The sequence below is a fragment of the Streptomyces sp. NPDC044033 genome (assembly GCF_056434425.1).
Window position 1 is genome coordinate 32,300 of the sequence record NZ_JBWKFF010000022.1, and the last position, 21,859, is coordinate 54,158.

19 protein-coding genes are annotated in these 21,859 nt (G+C 71.3%); 9 read left to right on the forward strand and 10 right to left on the reverse strand.

Annotated elements, in window-relative coordinates; translation table 11 throughout:
- Positions 1-112: 112 nt before the first annotated feature.
- The gene (locus AC07AB_RS31515) at positions 113-718 is read right to left on the reverse strand and encodes a response regulator transcription factor (protein ID WP_478574067.1); all 606 of its coding nucleotides are present in this window, start codon (positions 716-718) and stop codon (positions 113-115) included.
- Complete coding sequence (locus AC07AB_RS31520) at positions 715-1,908, reverse strand: sensor histidine kinase (protein ID WP_478574069.1); 1,194 nt, start codon at positions 1,906-1,908, stop codon at positions 715-717. The genes AC07AB_RS31515 and AC07AB_RS31520 overlap by 4 nt, the downstream gene beginning before the upstream one ends.
- 180 nt (positions 1,909-2,088) lie before the next feature.
- Between AC07AB_RS31520 and AC07AB_RS31525 the strand changes: the two genes are divergently transcribed.
- Positions 2,089-2,568 carry a hypothetical protein gene (locus tag AC07AB_RS31525; protein ID WP_478574072.1) on the forward strand — a complete coding sequence of 160 codons (480 nt, stop codon included), beginning with the start codon at positions 2,089-2,091 and terminating at the stop codon, positions 2,566-2,568.
- Between the two features lie 374 nt (positions 2,569-2,942).
- Here AC07AB_RS31525 and glgB read toward each other — a convergent pair whose 3' ends face one another.
- The 5 genes from glgB to AC07AB_RS31550 form a co-directional block, all read right to left on the reverse strand.
- Complete coding sequence (gene glgB, locus AC07AB_RS31530) at positions 2,943-5,465, reverse strand: 1,4-alpha-glucan branching enzyme (RefSeq protein ID WP_478574075.1); 2,523 nt, start codon at positions 5,463-5,465, stop codon at positions 2,943-2,945.
- Positions 5,466-5,850: 385 nt separating this feature from the next.
- The gene (locus AC07AB_RS31535; protein WP_478574078.1) at positions 5,851-7,365 is read right to left on the reverse strand and encodes a maltokinase N-terminal cap-like domain-containing protein; all 1,515 of its coding nucleotides are present in this window, start codon (positions 7,363-7,365) and stop codon (positions 5,851-5,853) included.
- A gap of 278 nt (positions 7,366-7,643) precedes the next feature.
- A complete protein-coding gene (treS, locus tag AC07AB_RS31540) occupies positions 7,644-9,356 on the reverse strand; it encodes a maltose alpha-D-glucosyltransferase (RefSeq protein ID WP_478574081.1) in 1,713 nt (570 codons plus the stop codon).
- Entirely contained in the window at positions 9,353-11,347 is a 1,995-nt protein-coding gene (locus AC07AB_RS31545) for an alpha-1,4-glucan--maltose-1-phosphate maltosyltransferase (RefSeq protein ID WP_478574084.1), read from the reverse strand. The genes treS and AC07AB_RS31545 overlap by 4 nt, the downstream gene beginning before the upstream one ends.
- Before the next feature lie 319 nt (positions 11,348-11,666).
- Positions 11,667-12,107 carry a S8 family serine peptidase gene (locus AC07AB_RS31550; protein ID WP_478574087.1) on the reverse strand — a complete coding sequence of 147 codons (441 nt, stop codon included), beginning with the start codon at positions 12,105-12,107 and terminating at the stop codon, positions 11,667-11,669.
- Positions 12,108-12,354: 247 nt separating this feature from the next.
- Between AC07AB_RS31550 and glgP the strand changes: the two genes are divergently transcribed.
- Complete coding sequence (gene glgP / locus AC07AB_RS31555) at positions 12,355-14,985, forward strand: alpha-glucan family phosphorylase (RefSeq protein WP_478574090.1); 2,631 nt, start codon at positions 12,355-12,357, stop codon at positions 14,983-14,985.
- Positions 14,986-15,366: 381 nt separating this feature from the next.
- The gene (locus tag AC07AB_RS31560) at positions 15,367-15,882 is read left to right on the forward strand and encodes a hypothetical protein (protein WP_478574093.1); all 516 of its coding nucleotides are present in this window, start codon (positions 15,367-15,369) and stop codon (positions 15,880-15,882) included.
- A 22-nt stretch (positions 15,883-15,904) separates the two neighbouring features.
- Here the strand turns inward: AC07AB_RS31560 and AC07AB_RS31565 are convergent, their stop codons facing one another.
- On the reverse strand, positions 15,905-16,528 hold the full coding sequence (locus AC07AB_RS31565; protein ID WP_478574095.1) for a hypothetical protein: 624 nt from the start codon (positions 16,526-16,528) through the stop codon (positions 15,905-15,907).
- 20 nt (positions 16,529-16,548) lie between these two features.
- Complete coding sequence (locus tag AC07AB_RS31570) at positions 16,549-17,094, reverse strand: hypothetical protein (RefSeq protein ID WP_478574098.1); 546 nt, start codon at positions 17,092-17,094, stop codon at positions 16,549-16,551.
- A gap of 80 nt (positions 17,095-17,174) precedes the next feature.
- Between AC07AB_RS31570 and AC07AB_RS31575 the strand changes: the two genes are divergently transcribed.
- The 6 genes from AC07AB_RS31575 to AC07AB_RS31600 all read left to right on the forward strand — a co-directional run bounded on the left by AC07AB_RS31575 (position 17,175) and on the right by AC07AB_RS31600 (position 20,709).
- A complete protein-coding gene (locus tag AC07AB_RS31575) occupies positions 17,175-17,414 on the forward strand; it encodes a hypothetical protein (RefSeq protein ID WP_478574100.1) in 240 nt (79 codons plus the stop codon).
- 248 nt (positions 17,415-17,662) lie between these two features.
- Positions 17,663-18,046, forward strand: a complete 384-nt coding sequence (locus AC07AB_RS31580) for an SAV_915 family protein (protein ID WP_478574103.1) — start codon at positions 17,663-17,665, stop codon at positions 18,044-18,046.
- Entirely contained in the window at positions 18,046-18,378 is a 333-nt protein-coding gene (locus tag AC07AB_RS31585; RefSeq protein WP_478574106.1) for a DUF6317 family protein, read from the forward strand. The genes AC07AB_RS31580 and AC07AB_RS31585 overlap by 1 nt, the downstream gene beginning before the upstream one ends.
- Before the next feature lie 45 nt (positions 18,379-18,423).
- Entirely contained in the window at positions 18,424-19,716 is a 1,293-nt protein-coding gene (locus AC07AB_RS31590; protein ID WP_478574108.1) for a WXG100 family type VII secretion target, read from the forward strand.
- A gap of 67 nt (positions 19,717-19,783) precedes the next feature.
- On the forward strand, positions 19,784-20,209 hold the full coding sequence (locus AC07AB_RS31595) for a hypothetical protein (RefSeq protein ID WP_478574111.1): 426 nt from the start codon (positions 19,784-19,786) through the stop codon (positions 20,207-20,209).
- Positions 20,206-20,709: a hypothetical protein gene (locus AC07AB_RS31600; protein ID WP_478574114.1), complete on the forward strand. Its 504-nt coding sequence runs from the start codon at positions 20,206-20,208 to the stop codon at positions 20,707-20,709. The genes AC07AB_RS31595 and AC07AB_RS31600 overlap by 4 nt, the downstream gene beginning before the upstream one ends.
- 60 nt (positions 20,710-20,769) lie before the next feature.
- On the opposite strand, the gene AC07AB_RS31605 is transcribed toward AC07AB_RS31600, so the two are convergent.
- Complete coding sequence (locus AC07AB_RS31605) at positions 20,770-21,837, reverse strand: trypsin-like serine peptidase (RefSeq protein WP_478574117.1); 1,068 nt, start codon at positions 21,835-21,837, stop codon at positions 20,770-20,772.
- Positions 21,838-21,859 lie beyond the last annotated feature (22 nt).

The window sequence follows — 21,859 nt, forward strand, 5'->3', positions numbered from 1 at the left end:
GCGACTTCGTCCCGCTGGGGCTACGCCGCGTCAGCCCGCATCGCACCTTCCGAGCCGCCGAACCGGGCCGGAGCACCGCGGCCGACCGCTGCGGCGGCGGACGGCACCGCGGTCACAGCCAGCCGTTCGCCTCCGCGAGCCGGGCCGCCTCGGCGCGGGTGCGGGCCTGCGTCTTGCCGATCGCCGACGACAGGTGGTTGCGCACTGTGCCCTGGGACAGCCGAAGCGCCCTGGCGATGTCGGCCACGGTGCCGCCCTCGGCGGCGATGCGCAGCACGTCCGCCTCGCGCCCGGTCAATGGACTCGCCCCGCCGGCCAGCGCTTCCGCGGCGAGCGCCGGATCCACGAAGCGGAGGCCGGCATGGACGCGGCGGATCGCGTCGACCAGCTGTTCGGGTGGGGAGTCCTTCACGACGTACCCGGCCGCGCCGGCGGACATCGCTCGCGAGAGGTAGCCGGGCCGGCTGAAGGTCGTGCAGATGATGGTGCGGCAGCCGGGCAGCGCCCGCTGGAGATCGGCGGCGACGGCCAGGCCGTCACGGCCGGGCATCTGTACGTCGAGCAGCGCGATGTCGGGCGCGGTCCGCTGCGCGGCGGCCAGCACCTCGGTGCCGGTGCCGACCTCGGCGACCACGTCGATGTCGGGTTCGAGTCGGAGCACGGCTGCGAGGGCGCCGAGGACGAGTGCCTGGTCGTCGGCGAGCAGGGCACGGATCATGTCGGCTCGGCTTCCTGCGAAGGGGTGGGGGAGGCCGCCGGGGCCGGCCCGCGGGCGACGACCCGGAAGCCGCCGCCGGGGGCGGGCCCGTGTTCGAAGGTGCCAGACACCGCGGCCAGCCGTTCGGTGAGGCCCGTGAGCCCGTTCCCGGCGCTCGCCCCGCCGGTGAAACTGCCGTTGTCGGTGACCTCGACCCAGTCGGGTCCGACGTGGACGGTGCACAGTTCGGTATCGGAGTGCCGCAGCACGTTGGTGGTCGCCTCCCGCACGACGTAGCCGAACACCTCGCGCAGCTCGGGGCGCACGGCGTCGGTCGCAGCGGGCAGATCGGCCCGTACCCCGGCGGCACGCAGCGCCATACGGGCGCCGGCGAGCTCGCTGTCCAGCGACAGGGTGCGGTAGTCCGAAACGGTCGCCCGCACGTCGGACAGCGCCGTACGGGCCATGTTCTCCAACTCGGTGACCTGGCCGACGGCGAGGGCCACGTCTCCGGAGGACTCCAGGATGCGACGCGTCAGACCCAGTTTGACGGTCATCGTGGAGAGGCTGTGGCCGAGGAGGTCGTGCATGTCCCGGGCGACCCGCTCCCGTTCCTGGTTCACGGCCAGCCTCTTGACCTGCTCGCGCGCGGCCCGCAGGTGACCGATCGTGAAGTTGAGCGCGAAGACGGTGCCGAGTGCCGCGGTCACGCCGACGAGGATGGCCACCTGCACCCAGGCCACCTCACCCCGGTCGAGACGCATCCAGACGATCTGCCCCAGCACTGTGACGAGGCCGAGCAGCAGCGCATGGCGCAGCGGCAGCAGCATGAGCCCGATCGAGAGGGCGTAGGTCAGATCGGTCAGATAGGAGGGCGTCGTGAGGAGCACGGCCGGTGCCGCCCCGAGCAGGAAGGCCGCGGCCACGATGGCGACGCGCCCGCGGCGCAGCGCCATCGGCCCGTACCAGGGCGCCAGTATGCAGATGACGCCGTAGCAGGCGACGAAGCCGATCGCGAGCGAGGTGAGCGCGAGAGGTCTGCTGCCGTGCGCGATGTCCTCGGCCCGTGCGATCAAGGTGAGGGAGGCCAGTGCCGCGGCCGTGGCGACGGCCGAGCGGCCCCGGCCCCTGGAACCGTCCGACTGATCCTTCCAGAAACTCCAGTCCGGCCACTGGCCTGCGGAGAACTCGTCCGGATCGCGTGCGCCCATGTCGGTCACGATACGGCCGGGGCTGCTGCGGGAGGTACGAGCGGTGGCCCGGGAAGTGATGCGGGGGTCATGCGGCCGAGCATCGCCCACCCGTGACCGGCACCCCCGTTCGGGATGTCCCCCAGTCGTCCATGACAAATGGCATGGGTCCGATCGGCGGGCCGACGGTGCAATGAGGCCATGTTGCACGCGAAGAGAGTCCATCTGCCGAGCCAGGAGTACGCGTTCACCGAGGATGGCCGGGCGCTGACGACGTTCCCGTTGGGCAGGGGCGGCACCGGCGCGCGGTTCACCCTGCACGGGGTCGGCTACCTCGTCCGCGCTCACCGCTTCAGCGGTGCCTGCGAACTGCTCGACGCCGACGGGAAGGCCGTCGCGACCACGGACCGCGTGCGCCGCAGCTGGACCATGACGTGCTCCGGGCGGGTCATCCCGTTCCGGCAGACCGCGGCGGCGGACCGGGAGCACACCATGATCGGCGACGACGGTGAGCCCGCCGGCACGATCCGCCGCACCGGACATGTCCACTCGGAGGCGACCGCCGACCTGCCGGGCCTGGAGCTCGAACTCCAGGTCTTCGCGCTCGTCGTCGTGCTGCTGCGCAGGCGGCGCAAGCGGACAGCGGCGGCCGTCCGGTCGGCCTCCCTCGGGGGCGGCTGAGCAGAACGCACGGCAGCCGGCCGCTCCGACCGAGCTGGACCTTCCCGTCGGCGTCAGCGTCTTCCCGGACGAACTGACGCGCACCCCGCGCGTCCGGGCCGAGCGGGCCTACCGCGACCTGCGCTACTTCAACGACGACATCCCCGCGGGCGGCCGTTTCGCCGTTCTGGAGCAGCCGGAGCTGTTCGTCGAGGAGATCCGCGAGTTCGCGCGGGCGGTGCTGCCCGCTGACGATCTCCCCGTACAGGCGGGCGGCGGAGGCACCGGTACCGGTGAAAAGGCAAATACGCGTCGGCCGTCCGAGCCCAACCGGGGCCCCGCACCGACTCCACGTCGGTACGGGGCCCGGCCGCGTACGAAAGCGCCGCGCTGTGTCACACCGGCCGCAGCCACACCGTGGCCAGCGGCGGCAGCACCGGCAGGATGCTGGTGCGGCGGCCGTGCGAGGCGACCGACTCGGCCTTGAGCGGGTCCGGGTTGGACACGCCGCTGCCGCCGTACCGGGCGGCATCGGTGTTCAGCACCTCGTGCCAGACGGCGAATCCGTTCGGCACGCCCAGCCGGTACTCGTACCGGACGACCGGGGAGAAGTTGGAGACGGCCAGCAGCGGTCCGCCGTCCGCGTCGTGGCGCAGGAAGGCGAAGACGTTGTCCTCGCTCGCCTCGCCGTCGATCCACGCGAAGCCCTCCGGGTCGGTGTCGCACTGCCACAGAGCCGGTGTGGCCGTGTACGTGCGGTTCAGGTCGCGGACCAGGTCGCGTACGCCCCGGTGGTCGGGCTCGGCGGAGTACGAGGGGTCCAGGAGCCACCAGTCGGGGCCGTGGCTCTCGGACCACTCGGCTCCCTGCGCGAACTCCTGGCCCATGAAGAGGAGTTGCTTTCCGGGGTGGGCCCACATGAAGCCCAGGTACGCGCGGTGGTTGGCGCGCTGCTGCCACCAGTCGCCGGGCATCTTGGACGCGAGGGAGCGCTTGCCGTGCACGACCTCGTCGTGGGAGATCGGCAGGACGTAGTTCTCGCTGTACGCGTAGACCATCGAGAACGTCATCTCGTGGTGGTGGTACTTGCGGTGCACCGGCTCCTTCGACATGTACTCCAGCGAGTCGTGCATCCACCCCATGTTCCACTTCAGGCCGAAGCCGAGGCCCCCGAAACCGCTGGGGCCCACATGGTGGGTGGCGCGTGTGACGCCGTCCCAGGCGGTGGACTCCTCGGCGATGGTGACGACGCCGGGGCAGCGCCGGTAGACGGTCGCGTTCATCTCCTGGAGGAAGGCGACGGCGTCCAGGTTCTCCCGGCCGCCATGGGCGTTGGGGGACCACTCGCCGGGTTCGCGGGAGTAGTCGAGGTAGAGCATCGAGGCGACGGCGTCCACGCGGAGGCCGTCGATGTGGAACTCCTCGCACCAGTAGACGGCGTTGGCGACGAGGAAGTTACGGACCTCCTTACGGCCGTAGTCGAACTCCAGGGTTCCCCAGTCGGGGTGCGCGGCCCGGGAAGGGTCCTCGTGCTCGTACAGCGTGCGGCCGTCGAACTCGGCGAGCGCCCAGTCGTCCTTGGGGAAGTGCGCCGGCACCCAGTCCACGAGGACGCCGATCCCCGCCCGGTGCAGGGCGTCGACCAGGAACTTGAAGTCGTCGGGGGTACCGAGGCGGGCGGTCGGCGCGTAGAAGCCCGTGACCTGATAGCCCCACGAGCCCCCGAAGGGGTGCTCGGCCACCGGCATCAGTTCTACGTGTGTGAAGCCCAAGTCCTTTACGTAGGCCGGGAGTTGTTCTGCTAGTTGACGGTACGTCAAGCCCGGTCGCCAGGACGGCAGGTGGAGTTCGTACACGGAGAGCGGCGAGGCATGCACGGCGTGGCCCGCGCGGTGGGTCAGCCACGCCTCGTCCCGCCACGTGTGGTGCGAGGTGTGCACGATGGACGCGTTGGCGGGCGGGTTCTCGGTCCGGCGCGCCATAGGGTCGGCGCGCAGCGTGAGCGAACCGTCCGGGCGGGCGATCTCGAACTTGTACAGCGCGCCCTCGCCGACGCCCGGCAGGAACAGTTCCCAGACGCCGGTGCCGCCCAGCGAGCGCATGGGGGAGGCGGTGCCGTCCCAGTAGTTGAAGTCGCCGACGACGCGCACGCCGCGCGCGTTCGGCGCCCATACGGTGAACCGGGTGCCGGTGATGCCCTGCCAGGTCATGGGCTGCGCGCCGAGCGCCCGCCACAGCTCCTCGTGGCGGCCCTCGGCGAGGAGATGCAGATCGAGGTCGCCGAGCGCGGGCAGGAAGCGGTACGGGTCGTGGACCTCCAGCTCGTTGTCCTCGTACGTGACCAGGAGCCGGTAGTCGGGGACGTCGCGCAGCGGCAGCAGCCCCGCGAACAGCCCGTCGCCCTCGGGGATCAGATCGGCCCGCAGGCCCCTGGCGATGACGGCCACATCGCGCGCGTACGGGCGCAGCACCCGGAAGACGACGCCGCCGCGCGCGGGGTGCGCGCCGAGCAGGGCGTGCGGGTCGTAGTGCGAGCCGTCGAGCAGCCGCCCGCGCTCGACGGGATCGAGCGGGGGAGCGGTGCGTACTCCGCGGCCGTTGCCGGTGGAGGCGACGGGAGCCGCCGGCGTCTGTGCCGGGAGGGGGGCCGCCGGTGCGGGGCCGGGCCCCGCTGCCTCCGGCCGCGGGGCCCGCGGCGTCGGCGGCGCGGTGTACGAAGAACGGCGCTGCTGCGCTGACGCGGCGGCGCCGGGCTGCGGCGGCGTGCTGTCCTGGGGTCCGTCGCCGCGCTGCTGCGAGGGCCGGCCCTCCCCGGACGCGTCGTCCACTTCGGGAAGGAGTACGTCCTCGACCGGCGCGCGCGTGCGGCCGGGGAGCGGCGGCAGGCCGCCCGGTTCGGGGGCGGGCGGGGGCTGCATGGCCGGAGCTGCCGGAGCGGCCGGAGCGGCTGGGGCAGCCGGAGCTGCCGTTCCCCGGTCCGTGGCGGCCGGGAGGAATGTCGCGGGCACCGCCGGAGGCGCTGGCGGGCCGGGGCGGTCGTCCGCGTGGGGCGGGCGGTTGGTCGGCGGACGTGCGGTCACGGTCTGGTCCTCCTCAAGGCCCCGGCGCCGTGGCCGGGGAGCGGGCGGGTGGTGCGTTGTCGTGTGTCCCGTACGAGTTCCCGGCTTCCCCGGCCCAAGCCCGGAACAGGCCCCCGGCTCTCCCGGCCCGAGCCCAGTACCGTCATCCAGCTCATCCAGCTCACCCACCGCGAGCCCGAGGCCCGGCCCAAGGCGTGCCCCCGCCTCACCCGCCTCGCCCGTCTCACCGCGCGCCGCCGTCCGGCACGTCGCCCCCGTGCGCCCCCGCCGCCAGGCGGCGGATCGCGGACATGGGGACCGGGAGCCAGTCGGGGCGGTGGCGCGCCTCGTACAGGACCTCGTAGACGGCCTTGTCGGTCACGTAGGCGCGCAGCAGCGCCGGGTCCTCGCGGGGGTCGGAGCCGGTGACGGCGGCGTAGCCGTCGCAGTACGCGGTGCGCGCGCGGTCGGACCAGACGCTGGACGTGGCGTGGCCGACGGCCGCCGCGTAGTCGAAGGAGCGGAGCATGCCCGCGAGGTCGCGGGCGACGGGCTGGGGGCGGCGGCGCTCCGCGAGCGGGCGGGCGGGCTCGCCCTCGAAGTCGATGAGGGACCAGCGGCCGTCGGTGGCCGTGCGCAGCGTCTGGCCGAGGTGCAGATCGCCGTGGACGCGCTGGGCGGGCCAGGTGCGGCCCGCGCGGCCGAGGGCGGCCAGGTTCTCGTACGCGGCGTACAGCGCCGGGCCGTACGGGCGCAGCGAGGGGACGGCGGCGGCGGTCGCCTCCAGCCGCTCGGTCATCGAGAACGCGAGGTGTTCGAGCTGGGGGCGGCGCAGCGTGACGCTGGGGAGCGTGTCGGCGAGCGCGAGATGCACCTCGGCGGTGGCGTGGCCGAGCGCGCGTGCGGAAGCGGCGAAGTCTGCCTGTAGGGAAAGGGAGTTGAGGGCGAGCTGCCAGCCGTCGGCGGAGGAGGCGAGGAAGTGCTGGAGGACGCCGAGCGTCATCGGTTCCGAGGCGGGGTCGGGCGGCAGGGCCTCGTACCAGGCGACCGGGGCGGGGACCCGCGGGCACTTGGCGCGGGCCAGCGCGAGGGGCAGTTCGAGGTCCGGGTTGGCGCCGGGGCAGACCCGCCGGAAGATCTTGAGGATGTATGTCTCGCCGTACACCACCGAGGTGTTGGACTGCTCGCTCGTCACCAGACGCGGGGTGAGGTCGGGGTCGATGACGGTGTCCGGCGTGTGGGTGAAGCGCAGCGGACCGAGCCGCCCCGGCGCGCGCAGCCGCTCCAGCAGCACGGCGGAGAGGCGTGAGTCGGCGAGCGCCTCGTACACGGTCAGGCCGTGCAGCGGCCCCTCCGCCGGGCGGCCGATGAGCGCGGGCGCGAGATGGGGCGGGAGTGTCTGGCGGACGCCGAGGAGGAGCTGATAGCAGTCGGCGGCGTCGGGGGGTTCCGGCTGCGCGCCGGTCTGCTGGGCCCGTACGAGCAGATGGAGCAGGCCCGGAGAGGTGCCGTGCGGCGGGCTGGGCAGCAGCTCGGTCACGGCGACGGGGGCGAAGCCCGTGATGGGGCGGCCCTTGCCCGCGAACCAGCGCTGCCGCGGCAGCCACTCGGTGAGCAGCGGCACGAGCGAGGCGAGCAGCCCGGCGTCACCCGCGGCGGCCTGGGCCGGTCGCCCGGCGGCGGCGGCAGCGGCGGCGGCAGCGGCGGCCGTGGCACTCCTGCTGCTCGCCTTGCCACGGGCCGAGAATCCTTCCGGCATGGCGTCGCGTCCTTTCCCCGGGCACACGACAGTTAGGGCGAAGTGTCCCGGATTGCGGCAGTGTCTGTGCGGCGGTGCGGGACGTGTCGGGCGAGGATCGTCCATACGGTCAGCCCGTACGGCCGGGTCGCACCTCCGAGGCGTACGTCCGGCCCGTACGGCAGGTGGGGCGGATGCGATCCGGGGAGCCCGGCCCGTGCGGTAATAGGGAGACTTCCCAGGGGCGAGTGGTGAAAACGCCCGTGCGCGCCGTGGGGCACGCGCGGGCGCGAGTCCGCTCAGCGGACGGTGGGCAGCTCGCCATGGCGCAGCCGGAACCAGTAGAACCCGTGGCCCGCGAGGGTGAGCAGATACGGCAGCTCGCCGATGGCGGGGAAGCGGACGCCGCCGATCAGCTCGACCGGATGGCGGCCGTTGAAGGACTGCAGGTCCAGTTCGGTGGGTTGCGCGAACCGGGAGAAATTGTTCACGCACAGGACGAGGTCGTCCCCGTGCTCGCGGAGGAAGGCGAGCACGGCCGGGTTGGAGGAGGGCAGCTCGGTGTACGAGCCGAGCCCGAAGGCCCGGTTCTGCTTGCGGATCTCGATCATCCGGCGGGTCCAGTGCAGCAGCGAGGCGGGGCTGGACATGGCCGCCTCCACGTTGGTGACCTGGTATCCGTAGACCGGGTCCATGATCGTCGGCAGGGAGAGCCGGCCGGGGTCGCAGGAGGAGAACCCGGCGTTGCGGTCCGGGGTCCACTGCATCGGGGTGCGCACCGCGTCCCGGTCGCCGAGCCAGATGTTGTCGCCCATGCCGATCTCGTCGCCGTAGTAGAGGATCGGCGAGCCGGGCAGTGAGAGGAGCAGGGCCGTGAACAGCTCGATCTGGTTGCGGTCGTTGTCGAGGAGCGGGGCGAGCCGCCGCCGGATGCCGATGTTGGCGCGCATCCGCGGGTCCTTGGCGTACTCCGCGTACATGTAGTCGCGCTCTTCGTCCGTGACCATTTCCAGCGTCAGTTCGTCGTGATTGCGCAGGAAGACGCCCCACTGGCAGCGGGAGGGGATGGCCGGGGTCTTGGCGAGGATCTCGGAGACCGGGTAGCGGGACTCGCGCCGTACGGCCATGAAGATGCGCGGCATGACGGGGAAGTGGAAGGCCATGTGGCACTCGTCGCCGCCCTGCTGGAAGTCGCCGAAGTAGTCGACGACGTCCTCGGGCCACTGGTTGGCCTCGGCCAGGAGCACGGTATCCGGGTAATGGGCGTCGATCTCGGCCCGTACGCGCTTGAGGAATTCATGCGAACGGGGGAGGTTCTCGCAGTTGGTGCCCTCCTCCGCGTACAGATACGGGACCGCGTCGAGCCGGAATCCGTCGATGCCCAGGTCCAGCCAGAAGCGCAGGGCGGCTAGTACCTCCTCCTGGACGCTGGGGTTCTCGTAGTTGAGGTCCGGCTGGTGCGAGAAGAAGCGGTGCCAGTAGTACTGCTTGCGTACCGGGTCGAAGGTCCAGTTGGAGGACTCCGTGTCGACGAAAATGATCCGCGCGTCCTGATACTGCTTGTCGTCGTCGGCCCATACGTAGTAGTCGCCGTACGGCCCCCCGGGGTCGGTGCGCGACTGCTGGAACCACTCGTGCTGATCGCTGGTGTGGTTCATGACGAAGTCGATGATCACGCGCATGCCGCGCTGGTGCGCGGCGTCCACGAACTCGACGAAGTCGGCGAGGTCGCCGAATTCCGGCAGCACCGCCGTATAGCAGGAGACGTCATAACCGCCGTCGCGCAGCGGCGACTGGAAGAACGGCGGCAGCCACAGGCAGTCGACGCCCAGCCATTGCAGGTAGTCGAGCTTGGCGGTGATGCCCTTGAGGTCACCGACGCCGTCGCCGTTGCTGTCCTGGAAGGAGCGGACGAGCACCTCGTAGAAGACGGCGCGCTTGAACCAGTCGGGGTCCCGGTCCTTCGCCGGGGTGTCCTCGAAGGTGTCCGGCACGGGCTCGTTGACGATCATGTTGTGGGTGACCCTCCGATCGGTGAGGACGGTCGCAGCGAGAACACGTGCGCGGGCGCCGGGGAACGGCCCGGCTCAAGGCGCACATAGTTGTCCCTGCCCCAGTGGTAGGTCTCACCGGTGAGCTCGTCGCGCACCGGGACGGACTCGTGCCAGTCGAGGCCGAGTTCCGGCATGTCCAACGAGACCGTGGCCTCCTGGGTGTGGTGGGGGTCGAGGTTGACGACCGTAAGGACGCACGAGGCGCCGTACCGCTTCGAGTAGGCGATGACGGCATCGTTGTCGGCGCGGTGGAAGCGGATGTTGCGCAGCTGCCGCAGGGCCGGATGGCGGCGCCGGAGCCGGTTGAGCGTGGTGATCAGCGGGGCGATGGAGCGCCCGGCCCGCTCGGCCGCCGCCCAGTCCCGGGGCCGCAGCTGATACTTCTCCGAGTTCAGATACTCCTCGCTGCCCGCCCGTACGGCGGTGTTCTCGCACAGCTCGAATCCGGCGTAGACGCCCCAGGAGGGGGAGAGGGTCGCGGCGAGCACGGCCCGCGCCTCGAACGCGGGGCGGCCGCCGTCCTGGAGATACGCGTGCAGGATGTCCGGGGTGTTGACGAAGAAGTTCGGCCGCATGTAGGCGGCGCTCTCGCCGGCCAGCTCCGTCAGATAGTCGGTGATCTCCTGCTTGCCGTTGCGCCAGGTGAAGTAGGTGTACGACTGCTGGAACCCGAACGCGGCGAGCGTGCGCATCACCGCCGGCCTGGTGAACGCCTCGGCGAGGAAGACGACGTCCGGATCGGTGCGGTTGATGTCCCCGATGACCTTCTCCCAGAACGCGACCGGCTTGGTGTGCGGGTTGTCGACGCGGAAGATCCGCACCCCGCGCGCCATCCAGAACCGCAGCACCCGGCGGGTCTCCCGGACGATGCCTGCCCAGTCCTCGTCGAACGCCACGGGGTAGATGTCCTGGTACTTCTTGGGCGGGTTCTCGGCGTGGGCGATGGTGCCGTCCGCGCGGTGGTGGAACCACTCCGGGTGCTTCTGAACCCAGGGGTGGTCCGGGGAGCACTGGAGCGCGAAGTCGAGGGCGACCTCCAGGCGCAGCTCGCGGGCGCGCGCGACGAAGTGCTCGAAGTCCTCCAGGGTGCCGAGGTCGGGGTGGACCGCGTCGTGGCCGCCGTCCGCGGAGCCGATCGCCCAGGGGCTGCCCACGTCGTACGGGCCCGCGCTGAGCGCGTTGTTGGGGCCCTTGCGGTAGGCGGCGCCGATGGGGTGGATGGGCGGGAGGTAGACGACGTCGAAGCCCATCGCGGCCACGGCGGGCAGCCGCCGGGCCGCCGAGAGAAACGTTCCGCTGCGGGGTGGCCCGCCCGCCTCCACCACCGCCCCCTCCGAACGGGGGAACAGCTCGTACCAGGACCCGAAGAGCGCGCGCTCCCGCTCGACCAGCAGGGGCAACGGGCGGGAGGCGGTGAGCAGTTCGCGCAGCGGATAGCGGGACAGCGGAGCGCCGGCCGCGGGGGCGAGGGCCGCGGCGAGCCGGTCGGCGGCCGGCCGCGACGCGTCGCGCAACGCGTCGGCCGCGGCCAGCACCGCCTCCCGCCCGTCGTCCTTGGGCACCCCGGCCGCGGCCCGCTCGTACAGCCGCGCACCCTCATCCAGGACCAGCGCGCAGTCGATCCCGGCGGGGATCTTGATGCCCGCGTGGTGCCGCCAGGTGGCCAGCGGATCGCTCCACGCCTCCACCGCGTACGTCCAGCGGCCCTCCGCGGCCGGGGTGACCTCGGCGCCCCACCGGTCCGTGCCCGGAGCCAGCTCGCGCATCGGCGTCCACGGTCCGCACCGGCCGGCCGGGTCGCGCAGCACCACATTGGCACCCACCGCGTCCTGGCCCTCGCGGAAGACCGTGGCGCTGACCTGGAATGTCTCCCCGGCCACCGCCTTCGCGGGACGGCGTCCGCAGTCGATCAGCGGGCTGATGTCCAGGACGGGGATGCGACCGATCATGGGCTCACCTGGAGGTCGGGCTGGTTCGGCAGGGTCTGTTCTTTCTATCTGCTCCACGGGCGCCGGGCGGGCTGTGGGCATGACGGCTCCTGTCCGCGTTCACTCGGTTGGGCGGAAGAGGGATGGGCCATGGTGGCGGCATACGGGCGCGCGCGGCTACGTACCGAGTGAGCCTTACCGCGCATTCCAGTCGAGCATTCCCAGAACGCGACGCCTACTGGTGCGTGGTTCCCTCCGCGCCCCGCGGCAACGGCGCGAGAAGGCCCCGCCGCAGGGGCGGGGCCTTCTCGGCCGTGCTTCGGATTCAGCGGGTTCGCCATCAGAATCCGACGTGCAGGAGTTTGTTGGGCGACAGCGGGCCCGCACCGGCGACTCTGCCCGGCGTGGACGCCCGCACCAGGGCGCCGCTCACCTCCGCCGGGCTCGCCGACGGATGACCGGCCAGATAGAGCGCCGCGGCGCCCGCGGCGTGCGGCGCGGCCATCGAGGTGCCGGAGAGCGTGGCGCTCGCCGTGTCGCTCGTGTGCCACGCCGAGGTGATGGCGGCGCCGGGCGCGAACAGGTCCAGCGCGCCGCCCGGGCCGCTCTTCAGCGTGACGATGTAGCTGCGGCTCACGGCGGTTGGCGAGCCGGCCGCGAGGACGTGGCCCGACGGCGGAGCGGCGTGCGCCGGGGACGCGATGGCCGAGAGGACCGCCACCAGGGCGCAGGCGGTCACCCCTTCGGCCAGCCGTCGGCGGCTGGTGCGCGACAAGGACATGCCCTGAGCCCCCTTCTCCACCGCTGCGCGACTCGGCGGCACGTGCCTCACACCCTTCCCTGGGCCACGGACCGGTACAAGGCCGCCCATGGGGGTGGAATCGGCCAAATCGCCTGAGGGCGCGAGGCGTCCGGCGGCGGCTGACGCGGCGCGGGACCGGCTGTCTTGCGCGAGGGGCCGTCGCCGTCCGCCGACACCCGTGGTCGGTTGTCGAGACCCCCGGCCCCCGCGCCGCTAACGTCGAAGCGTGAAGGCCATTCGTCGATTCAGCGTGCGCCCCGTCCTTCCCGAACCCCTACGACCGCTCAGCGAACTGGCGCGCAATCTGCGCTGGTCCTGGCATCCCGAGACCCGCGACCTCTTCCGCTCCGTCGCCCCCGAGGGCCACCGCGCCGCCGACTGCGATCCACTGCGGCTGCTGGGCACGGTCTCCGCCGGCCGGCTGGCTCAACTGGCCGGGGACCGGCGCTTCCTGCGCCGCCTGTCGGCCGCCGCCGACGACCTGCACGACTATCTGGGCGGCCGTCGCTGGTACCAGGAGCAGAGCCCGGACCTGCCCGCGGCCGTCGCCTACTTCTCACCCGAGTTCGGCGTGACCGGGGCCCTGCCCCAGTACAGCGGGGGGCTGGGCATCCTCGCCGGGGACCACCTCAAGTCCGCCAGCGACCTGGGCGTTCCGCTCATCGGCGTCGGCCTCCTCTACCGGCACGGCTACTTCCGCCAGTCCCTCTCCCGCGAGGGCTGGCAGCAGGAGCACTACCCGCTGCTCGACCCCAACGAGCTCCCGCTGTCCCTGCTCCGCGAGGCCGACGGCCACCCCGCCCACGTCGCCCTCGCCCTGCCCGGCGGGCGCTCGCTGCGCGCGTACGTCTGGCAGGCCAAGGTCGGCCGGGTGCCGCTGCTGCTCCTCGACTCGGACGTGGAGGAGAACGACCCGCGCGAGCGCGACGTCACCGACCGGCTGTACGGCGGCGGCAGCGAGCACCGGCTGCTCCAGGAGATGCTGCTGGGCATCGGCGGAGTGCGCGCGGTACGGACGTACTGCCGCCTCACCGGCCACCCGGGCCCCGAGGTCTTCCACACCAACGAGGGCCACGCGGGCTTCCAGGGCTTGGAGCGCATCCGCGAACTCGCCGATGGCGGGCTGGAGTTCGAGCCCGCGCTGGAGTCCGTACGGGGCGGCACCGTCTTCACCACGCACACGCCCGTACCGGCGGGCATCGACCGCTTCGACCGGGAACTGGTGGCCCGCCACTTCGGTGCCGGAGCCGAACTCCCGGACATCGACATCGAACGCGTTCTCGCGCTCGGCCTGGAGACCTACCCCGGCGGCGAGCCGAACTGCTTCAACATGGCCGTCATGGGCCTGCGCCTCGCCCAGCGCGCCAACGGCGTCTCCACGCTGCACGGCGAGGTGAGCCGCCGGATGTTCGCGGGGCTGTGGCCGGGGTTCGACCCGGCGGAGGTGCCGATCACCTCCGTGACCAACGGCGTGCACGCCCCCACCTGGGTCGCCCCGGAGGTCTTCCGGCTCGGCGCCCGGCAGATCGGCGCCGGCCGCACCGAGGACGCCCTGGCGGTCGGCGGCTCCGAACGCTGGGACGCCGTGGCCGACATCCCCGACGGCGACATCTGGGAACTGCGCCGCTCGCTGCGCGAACAGCTCGTGACCGAGGCCCGCGAACGCCTCGCCGCGTCCTGGCGGGAGCGCGGCGCGGGCGCCGCCGAACTGGGCTGGATCGACGGGGTGCTGGACCCGGACGTCCTCACCATCGGCTTCGCGCGCCGCGTCCCCTCGTACAAGCGGCTGACCCTGATGCTCCGCGACCGCGACCGCCTGATGGAGCTGCTGCTCCACCCCGAGCGGCCCATCCAGATCGTCGTCGCGGGCAAGGCCCACCCGGCGGACGACGGCGGCAAGCGGCTCGTACAGGAACTGGTGCGCTTCGCCGACGACCCGCGCGTGCGCCACCGCATCGTCTTCCTGCCCGACTACGGCATGTCGATGGCTCAGAAGCTCTACCCCGGCTGCGACATCTGGCTCAACAACCCGCTCCGCCCGCTGGAGGCGTGCGGCACCAGCGGAATGAAGGCGGCGCTCAACGGCTGCCTCAACCTGTCCGTCCTGGACGGCTGGTGGGACGAGTGGTACGACCCCGACTTCGGCTGGTCCATCCCCACGGCGGACGGCGCGGCCGTCGACGACGACCGCCGCGACGACCTGGAGGCGGCGGCCCTGTACGAGCTGCTGGAGGAGCGGATCGCGCCGCGCTTCTACGACCGGGGCGCGGGCGGCCTGCCGGAGCGCTGGATCGACATGGTCCGCCGGACGCTGGTCACCCTCGGCCCGAAGGTGCTGGCGGGGCGCATGGTGCGGGAGTACGTACAGCGGCTGTACGCACCGGCCGCCCGCGCCCACCGCTCCCTGGACCCGGCCACCGCGCGGGAACTGGCCGACTGGAAGGCGCGCGTGCGCGACGCGTGGGCAGGGGTGGCCGTCGACCACGTGGAGACCTCGGCGACGGCCGGCGGCGTCAACGGCACGGCCGAACTCGGCTCGACGGTCGCCCTGCGGGTCCGCGTCGCCCTCGGCGGCCTCGGCCCCACCGACGTCGAGGTCCAAGCGGTGGCCGGCCGCGTGGACGAGTCCGACCGCATCACCGACCCCACCACCGTCCCCCTCAAAGCCACCGCCGGCCCCGACCTCGACGCGGGCTGGCTCTACGAGGGCCCCCTCACCCTGAACCGCACGGGCCCCTACGGCTACACGGTCCGCATCCTCCCGGCCCACTGGCTGCTGGCGAGCTCCGCCGAACTGGGCCTGGTCGCGGCACCGGCGGAGGCCACGGGGGAGGCGGCGGGGGTGCTGCTGCGGTGAGGGGCGGGGGCCGTGGCGCGGCGATAAGAAGCCGTCAGCACCCGGTCAATGCCAGGTCAATATGAGGCTAGAAAGCACCCAAAGACCGTCATGTATTGAGCATGCATGTACGGCTATGGGCGGAATTTGACGAACGCGGGGCACGACGGCGGAGCTACCTTGGGGCCTGATTCCGTGTGCGATATCCGGGCACGCGGGTCGGCGCGCAATGGGGGAACCGCATGGGGGATCGGGTCGTGTCCCGCAATCTCGACTACGTAGGCGACGCACCGCACTCGACGCCCCCGTCGAAAGTGCCCGCAGACCCCACGCCGATCTATGTGCCGGCGCACCCGAGGTATCCGGAGAATCTCGGGACAGGGGCGGCGAAGGGGCTCTGGCATGGCGTCACGAGCACCTTCTGACCCAACTGAGCTCGCAGCGCTGCCCTTCCTCGGAACAAGCTGGTATCGGCGCGGGGCGGGCTACTGGACGCGCCGGGCCGCCCTGGCCTGTGGCCTGTTGTTGGGCCTCCTGCTGCTGGGCGCACTCATGACGGCTGTCTATCGCGAAGTCGTGGCTGACTTTTCGCCGACGGTCCGCTTGATATGCGACATCGCGCAGGTGCTCGTCTGTTGCGTGTGCCTGGTGTGGGGCTGGAAGACGGCGCGCGAGCAAGTGCTGCGGAAGCGGCTGGACCCGCCCACGCCGAAGCAGGCTTGGCAGAGGCAGCGGGAGGAGGCCCGGCGGGGGGCGTCGCTCGCCATCGCCGGACGCGTCGTCGCGCTGGTCGCGATGCCGGTGCTGCCGGCGGCGGTGGCATACCTGGTCGGAATGGTCTGCGCGGGGGTGTTCGTGCGCGAGTTGCCCATCGAGATCGGCGCGCGACGAGCGCTGGAAGAGGCGCGGCGAGCGTGAAGCGTTCGCGCTGTACGGGCGGTCAGGCGCGCGGGGGCCGTCCGTACCTGCGACGGTAGGCGGCCGTCCCCTGCCGCCGCTCGGCCCGGTTGTGCGGAACCAGCGCGGCGGCCGCCTCGGCCCGCCTCTCCTCCTCCGCTTCCTGCTCGCGCACCCGGCGCTCGTAGTCCAGGCGGGCGCCGATCTCGGCCGGGGTGCGACGGACGAACGTCGCGGACGCCATCTCCCCGACCCCGAAGGCGACGACGGCCGGCAGCACCGGCACGGCCACGACCATCAGCCACCGGCTGTTCAGGGCGCTGCTGCCGCGCCCACCACGACGGCGCGCCGCCCACGCCTCCTCGGGCGTCGGGGGCGGCGTGGAGGGCTTGCGCCGATGCCGTACGAAGCCGTATACGAGCCCGCCGACGGCGAGAGCGGCCTGCGCGATGTCGAGCCCCCGGCGGAAGGACGCGGAGAACTCGAAGGCCGATATGAACCCCGCGTAGAAGGCGCCCGCAACGGCGGCCACGAATGCCATGAGGACCAGATGGAAGAGGCCGATGGACACCCGCCGCAGCCAGTAGCCCGCACCTCGGGCCACCCACGTCGTCCCCCAGAGGGGGACCGGCTCCGGTTCCACCGCGTCCTGCGGGGTGACTGGCATTGCTGTGCTCATCTCAGGTCTCAGAAAATGCTCGATACGCCGTGCCACAACTTTTTGGACTTGTCCCCTACCCAGTGCGCGCTTCCGCTCACCATGTCCTTTGAGGCGTCCCAGGCCTCGGATTCCGAATGGCCGATTCCGTAGAGCGTCCCGAAGAACACCCCATTTTCATGGATGTCCTCACTCCAGTGCTCGTGGAACAGCTTGTCGGTAAAGGTGCTCACGCCCACAACGACGGCTCCGCCGACCGCCGCCGTCGCCACGACGGCGTCCGCCGGCAGCGACGCCGTGGCCAGGGCGGCCGCGCCCACCCCCGCGCCGAGCCCGACCAGCCCGCCGCCTACGTCCACGAGCGCGGAATGCCCCCACGACCAGCCCTTGTCGTGGTCCTGCTTGGCCTCCAGCCCGGCCACCGCCACGGTGGCGGCCACGTCGATGACCGGAATCTCCTTCAGGAAATCCGGTGCGCCCCTGACGAGCCTGCTGCCTTCGAGAGCGTCCGCGAGCTTGTAGTTCAACTGCCGGTCGTAGGGCAGATGCGCACTGCCGTTCTCCGCCCGCGCCAATGACCGCTCCAGGGAGTCCAGCTGGTCGGAGGCCGCCTGCCACTCCCCGTGGAGCTTGAACGCCTTGGGGGGATGTCGCCGTGGCGCCGAAGGAGATCACCTCCGCAGGGGCGTCGGCGCCCGTCACCTGCGAGATCACCAAGTCGACCGGCGGCAACGGCAAGCCGGCCTACTCTCCGATGTGCGCCTGGGCGGATTCCAGCACCGTCGGAGCCGTCGCCGAGAACGACTACGGCCACCCCGCCGCGTCCGCCGACGCCGTCGATCTGGACGCGTTCGCCCGTCGGGTGAACGCGATCCGCGACGAGGTCCGGAGCTGACGGCCGTGACGGGGGCTCTGTGTCGCCGTGACAACTGTTGTGGCGGGGGTGTTCCTGTGGCGACAGGGCGGTGTGAGGGCCTGGTCAACACCGGGTCAATGGCAAGCCAGAAGCCATCCAAGAACCGGCATGAATTCGGTGTGGTCGTATAACTATGGGAGGAATTCACCGAATGCGGGGCAGTCCGGCGGTACTACCTTGAGGCGCGATTAGGCGTGCGAAGCCGCGCGCGAGAAGGGGTGAGCCGCATGGGGGAGCAGGTGGTGTCCCGCATCCTCGACTACGTGGGGGACGATCCGGCAGCGGGGCAGCCGGTGAAGCTGCCGGCCTATTCGACGCCGGTCTTCGTGCCGGCCCACCCGGTGTACCCGGATGAAGGTCCGCCGACGATTGCGTTCGAGCTGTTGCGGCATCCGTCTGGCCCCGCCATTCCGGTGGCTTTCACCAGCCTGCGGAAGCTGGTCGATGCGCTGGGGTCGGCCCAACCGTGGGTAGCACCTTCCATCGGGCCATTCGTCGAGGCCATGCGTGAGGCGAACCTGCCCAAAGTGCATTTGGATCCGGCGATCACCCCGGGGCGCCGCAATTGGCGTCCTGAAGACCTCGAATCGTACGCCCGAGAGGTGGGCTGATGGCGGACTTCAAAGCTGTGCTGGATGACATCAACGAGATGAGTGGGACCTTCCACAGGGAGAGCGGAAACTTCCGGAAGCTTGCTCACAAAGTGTCTCCGCCGATCGTCCCGTCCGGTGATGGAGCACTGGATTCCTCGATCAAGGCGATATCGAAGCTCATTACCGAGCTGCACGGAGCGCTCGCTGATCGCATTGAGGACCACGGCTCCAAGGTGAAATATGCCCACAACTCGTTCCAGCGGCACGACATCGACGTGCACGGTTTGTTCGAGGACCTGATGGACAAGCACAAGGACAACACGTTCGACAGGCGTCTCGTGGGTGAGTAGGCCGGCAGAAGCGGGCACAGGACGTGGACGGGGAATCGGGAGACAGTGGCGGACAGTTGGGTCGGCGGGGACATCGGCGGTCTCGCGCACATGGGATCGGAGTACGCCGGGGCTAAAAAGGAGCTTGAGGGACCGCTCAAGCCCATCGGCCGGTGTGTGGACGCCCTGGTCAAGGACGCCGGATGGCAGGGCGAAGCGGCAGACCAGTTTCACGCCGCATGGAGTGCCGATGCGATGACAGCGGGTGCTCTGGCCACTCTGGTGAGCGAGACCGGAGAGGCGCTGACGGCGCTCTCCGGCCACCTCAGGGCCGCTGAGCACGCTTTGCAGAATGCCGAGGACGTGGCCGTGAGGGCTGGCGTTCCCATGAAGGCCAAGGGCATTCCGGATGATCTGCCGGCGGATGCGGACAGTAAGGCGAAGTCCGCGCTGAGCACCTATCTGACAGTCCGCAAGGAGGTATTGCACACGGCCCAGCGGGCTCGCCTTGACGCCGCTGAACGCCTCAACAAACTTTTCGACGATGTCACAGTGGCGCCCGGCGATAAGATCACCGTCGCGGACTACCTGCGAGGTCTGTACGCGGTCGACAGCGAAGCCAGGCGGGCGAGGGGACAGGAAGCCGCCACTGAGCTCGACGATGCGAAGAAGGCGGAGGAGGAGTCCAAGAAGGCGCTGCGCAAGGAGCGCAAGGCGTTTCAGGCCGAAGGCAAGAAGCTGCCCAAGGACCTTCCGGCGAAGGGCGCATACCGCGACGCGATCACCCAGGTCGAGGAGTTGCGGACACGGATCGCCGCCGCTGAACACGGCAGTAGTCGAGTGCCATACGACCGTGAACTGAACGTGAAGATCTCCGATGCGGCCAAGGTGCTTCGGATGGGAGAAGGCATCGAAAAGCTCCCGTCGTTCCTGCGGGAACTTCCTGTTATCGACGTCGTAGCGGCCAGCGCGTGCGGTGTGTTGGCGGCCAAGGACGACCATGATGAAGGTTGGTCGTGGAAACACTCGGCTCTCGTGAATGGGGCGGCCAACGTCGGCGGCCTTGTGGCGGGCTCGGTGCTCGCGGCGGCCGTACTCCCCGAAGCGGCGCCAGTGGCCCTCGTGGCGGGCGTCGGCGGCGTCCTGGTCGTAGGTACCACGGATCTGCTCGACGAGGCGTTTCACGAGCACTGGAGTGAGGATATCCACGACTTCGGGGTAGTCCGCGGGACCCTGTATGGTGCCGGGCACGTTGTCTCCGAGACAGGCCAGGACGTCAAGCGCCTGTGGGACGAGAGCACAGATGCGGTCTCCGGTGCGGCGAAGAAGGTGTGGAGCGGTGTCACAAGCATCTTCTGAGGTGCCGGAGCCGGCGGATATTCCGGGCCTCGGAACTACATGGCACAAGCGTGGTATCGGGTACTGGATGGAGCGGATACGCATCGTCAGCCTGCAATTGCTGCTCACGGTGTTCGTGGGATTCCTCACCGTGTCTGCATACAGCGGATTCGCTCACCGATTCTCGCCCACGGCGCACATGGTGGCAGACATTGTGGAAGCGATCGGCTCTTGCCTGGGGCTGGTGTGGGGCTGGCGGACAGCACGCAAGAAGGTCCAGGAGAAACTGCTCAATCCCCCTACTCCGGAACAGGCGTGGCGGGAGAAGCGCCAGAGGCAGAGCCGGGCCGGGGGGCAGGCGGTCGGGAGCCGGTGGGTCATCTTCCTGGCGCCGTTGCTGGTGCCGATGACCGCGTACCTGCTGGGTTTTGTATGTGCCAGCTCGTTCATTCGGGAGCTGCCCGCTGAAATCGGCGCCCGCCGCGCCCTGGAGCAGGCACTGAGCCGTCGATGACCGCCGCGTCTGCGGCCTCGCCACCGGCCCTCCCCGGTCTCGGCACCAGTTGGTACGAGCGCGGCGCGCGCTACTGGGCGCGGCGCGTCGTCACCGGCGTTCTGTGGGTCGCCGTCACCGCGTTCCTGTGCTTTCTCGCCGTGAGCCTCTACCAGGGGTTCCGGGACCAACTGCCGTCCGGTGTCCGCACGGTGTGGGACGGCGTGCAGGCGGTCGCGGCCTGTGCGGGGCTCGTGTGGGGGTGGCTGGTGCAGCGGCGGGGGCATCGGGTGAAGCTGGCCGATCCGCCCACGCCCGAGCGGGCGTGGGACCGCAAGTCGGGGGAGAAGCGCCGGACCCCGGGGCTGGCCGTGCTCGGGCGGGTCGTCGTGGTCCTGGCGGCGCCGGTGGCGCCGGCGTTCGCGGCGTTCGCGCTGGGGTGGGTGTGCGCGGTGGTGACGGTGCGCGAGTATCCGAGTGAGGTCGGCGCGCGGCGGGCGGTGGAGGAGCGGGCGCCGTGAGGTGACGGTCGGCCGTCATACCAAAGGCGTGACGGTTGGCCGTCCTGCCCAAGGCGCGGCTCACGTCGTCGTCGCCCGGCGGTACAGCCGGGCCACGTCGTCGCCGAAGTACGAGCTGTACGACGTGGCGTCGTCGCCGCCCTCGTCCTGTCCGCCCACCACGCCCGTCACCGTCCCCCGGCCCGTGGCCGGGTCGATGGCGGTGAGCATGGGGCCGCCACTGGTGCCGCTGAGGAAGCCGGGGCAGGAGAAGCTCAGTTGGGTGCGGCTGACGGGTTTGGTGGTGTTCTGGCAGCTGATAGGGCGTTCTTCGCCGTACGGGTAGCCGATGAGGCGCGCCGGTCGGCGTACCGGCGGGCCGAAGCGGATCTGTTCGGCGGCCGTCGCCGACTCGATGCGGGCCTGGCCGGCGCCCGGTCTGCGGACCTGGACGAAGGCCACGTCATGGTCCGGGTCGCGGTCGGCGGTCCAGCTCGGGTCGACGTCGATGCGGGTGGGCACCCACACTCCGTACGGCATCAGCCCGTCGTGGTAGCCGGGGACGAAGGCGAGGTCCGTGCGGAAACCGTCCTGGTAGACGCAGTGCGCGGCGGTGACCAGCAGGTTGCCGTGCGGGGAGTGCACGACGGCCGCGGTGCACTGGTGGCTCGGGCCCGTCGGCCCGCCCGCGTAGAACAGCGGGCCCACGGTCGGCTGCGGGTCCGTCGGCGCGGCGGCGAGAGGACTGGACGCGGGCAGCGGGGAGGCCGGGGGCGGCGGGGGCGGCGGCGAGTGGTCCGAGTGGGCCTCCTTCAGGTCCGTACCCGCCGTAGCGCGACCACGGTCCGGCCGCGCCGTCGTGCTCGTGCCTTCCGCCCCCTCCGTCCCCAGGCCGGCGCGTACCTCATCAGCCACCGTGTTCCCCCGACCCGCGTCAGCCGTCCATCGGCCCCCGGCGTCCCCCGGCGCCAGCAGCTCCGCGCGCGTCCGTTCCTGGTGCTTGAGCGCCAGGCCCGTGGCGGCCACCGCCGCCAGTACGCAGAAGGCCGCGCCCATGGCCGCGAGCCGGCGCCGACCGCGGCCCCTCGCCGGTTCACCGCCGGGCGTAGCGCTCGTACCGCTCGTGTTCGGGTGAGGGTTCGTGGGCATGGGTGCCATTCAAGCCGGTCGC

Excerpts from the sequence above, each read along its gene's own strand:
- AC07AB_RS31550 (WP_478574087.1), bottom strand. The coding sequence starts at position 12,107 with ATGTCCTTGTCGCGCACCAGCCGCCGACGGCTGGCCGAAGGGGTGACC.
- AC07AB_RS31605 (WP_478574117.1), bottom strand. The coding sequence starts at position 21,837 with ATGCCCACGAACCCTCACCCGAACACGAGCGGTACGAGCGCTACGCCC.
- AC07AB_RS31515 (WP_478574067.1), bottom strand. The coding sequence starts at position 718 with ATGATCCGTGCCCTGCTCGCCGACGACCAGGCACTCGTCCTCGGCGCC.
- AC07AB_RS31585 (WP_478574106.1), top strand. The coding sequence starts at position 18,046 with ATGGCGGACTTCAAAGCTGTGCTGGATGACATCAACGAGATGAGTGGG.
- glgB (WP_478574075.1), bottom strand. The coding sequence starts at position 5,465 with ATGCAGCCCCCGCCCGCCCCCGAACCGGGCGGCCTGCCGCCGCTCCCC.
- AC07AB_RS31545 (WP_478574084.1), bottom strand. The coding sequence starts at position 11,347 with ATGATCGGTCGCATCCCCGTCCTGGACATCAGCCCGCTGATCGACTGC.
- AC07AB_RS31595 (WP_478574111.1), top strand. The coding sequence starts at position 19,784 with ATGGAGCGGATACGCATCGTCAGCCTGCAATTGCTGCTCACGGTGTTC.
- AC07AB_RS31525 (WP_478574072.1), top strand. The coding sequence starts at position 2,089 with ATGTTGCACGCGAAGAGAGTCCATCTGCCGAGCCAGGAGTACGCGTTC.
- AC07AB_RS31520 (WP_478574069.1), bottom strand. The coding sequence starts at position 1,908 with ATGGGCGCACGCGATCCGGACGAGTTCTCCGCAGGCCAGTGGCCGGAC.
- AC07AB_RS31600 (WP_478574114.1), top strand. The coding sequence starts at position 20,206 with ATGACCGCCGCGTCTGCGGCCTCGCCACCGGCCCTCCCCGGTCTCGGC.
- AC07AB_RS31560 (WP_478574093.1), top strand. The coding sequence starts at position 15,367 with ATGGCGTCACGAGCACCTTCTGACCCAACTGAGCTCGCAGCGCTGCCC.
- AC07AB_RS31565 (WP_478574095.1), bottom strand. The coding sequence starts at position 16,528 with ATGCCAGTCACCCCGCAGGACGCGGTGGAACCGGAGCCGGTCCCCCTC.
- AC07AB_RS31535 (WP_478574078.1), bottom strand. The coding sequence starts at position 7,365 with ATGCCGGAAGGATTCTCGGCCCGTGGCAAGGCGAGCAGCAGGAGTGCC.
- AC07AB_RS31580 (WP_478574103.1), top strand. The coding sequence starts at position 17,663 with ATGGGGGAGCAGGTGGTGTCCCGCATCCTCGACTACGTGGGGGACGAT.
- treS (WP_478574081.1), bottom strand. The coding sequence starts at position 9,356 with ATGATCGTCAACGAGCCCGTGCCGGACACCTTCGAGGACACCCCGGCG.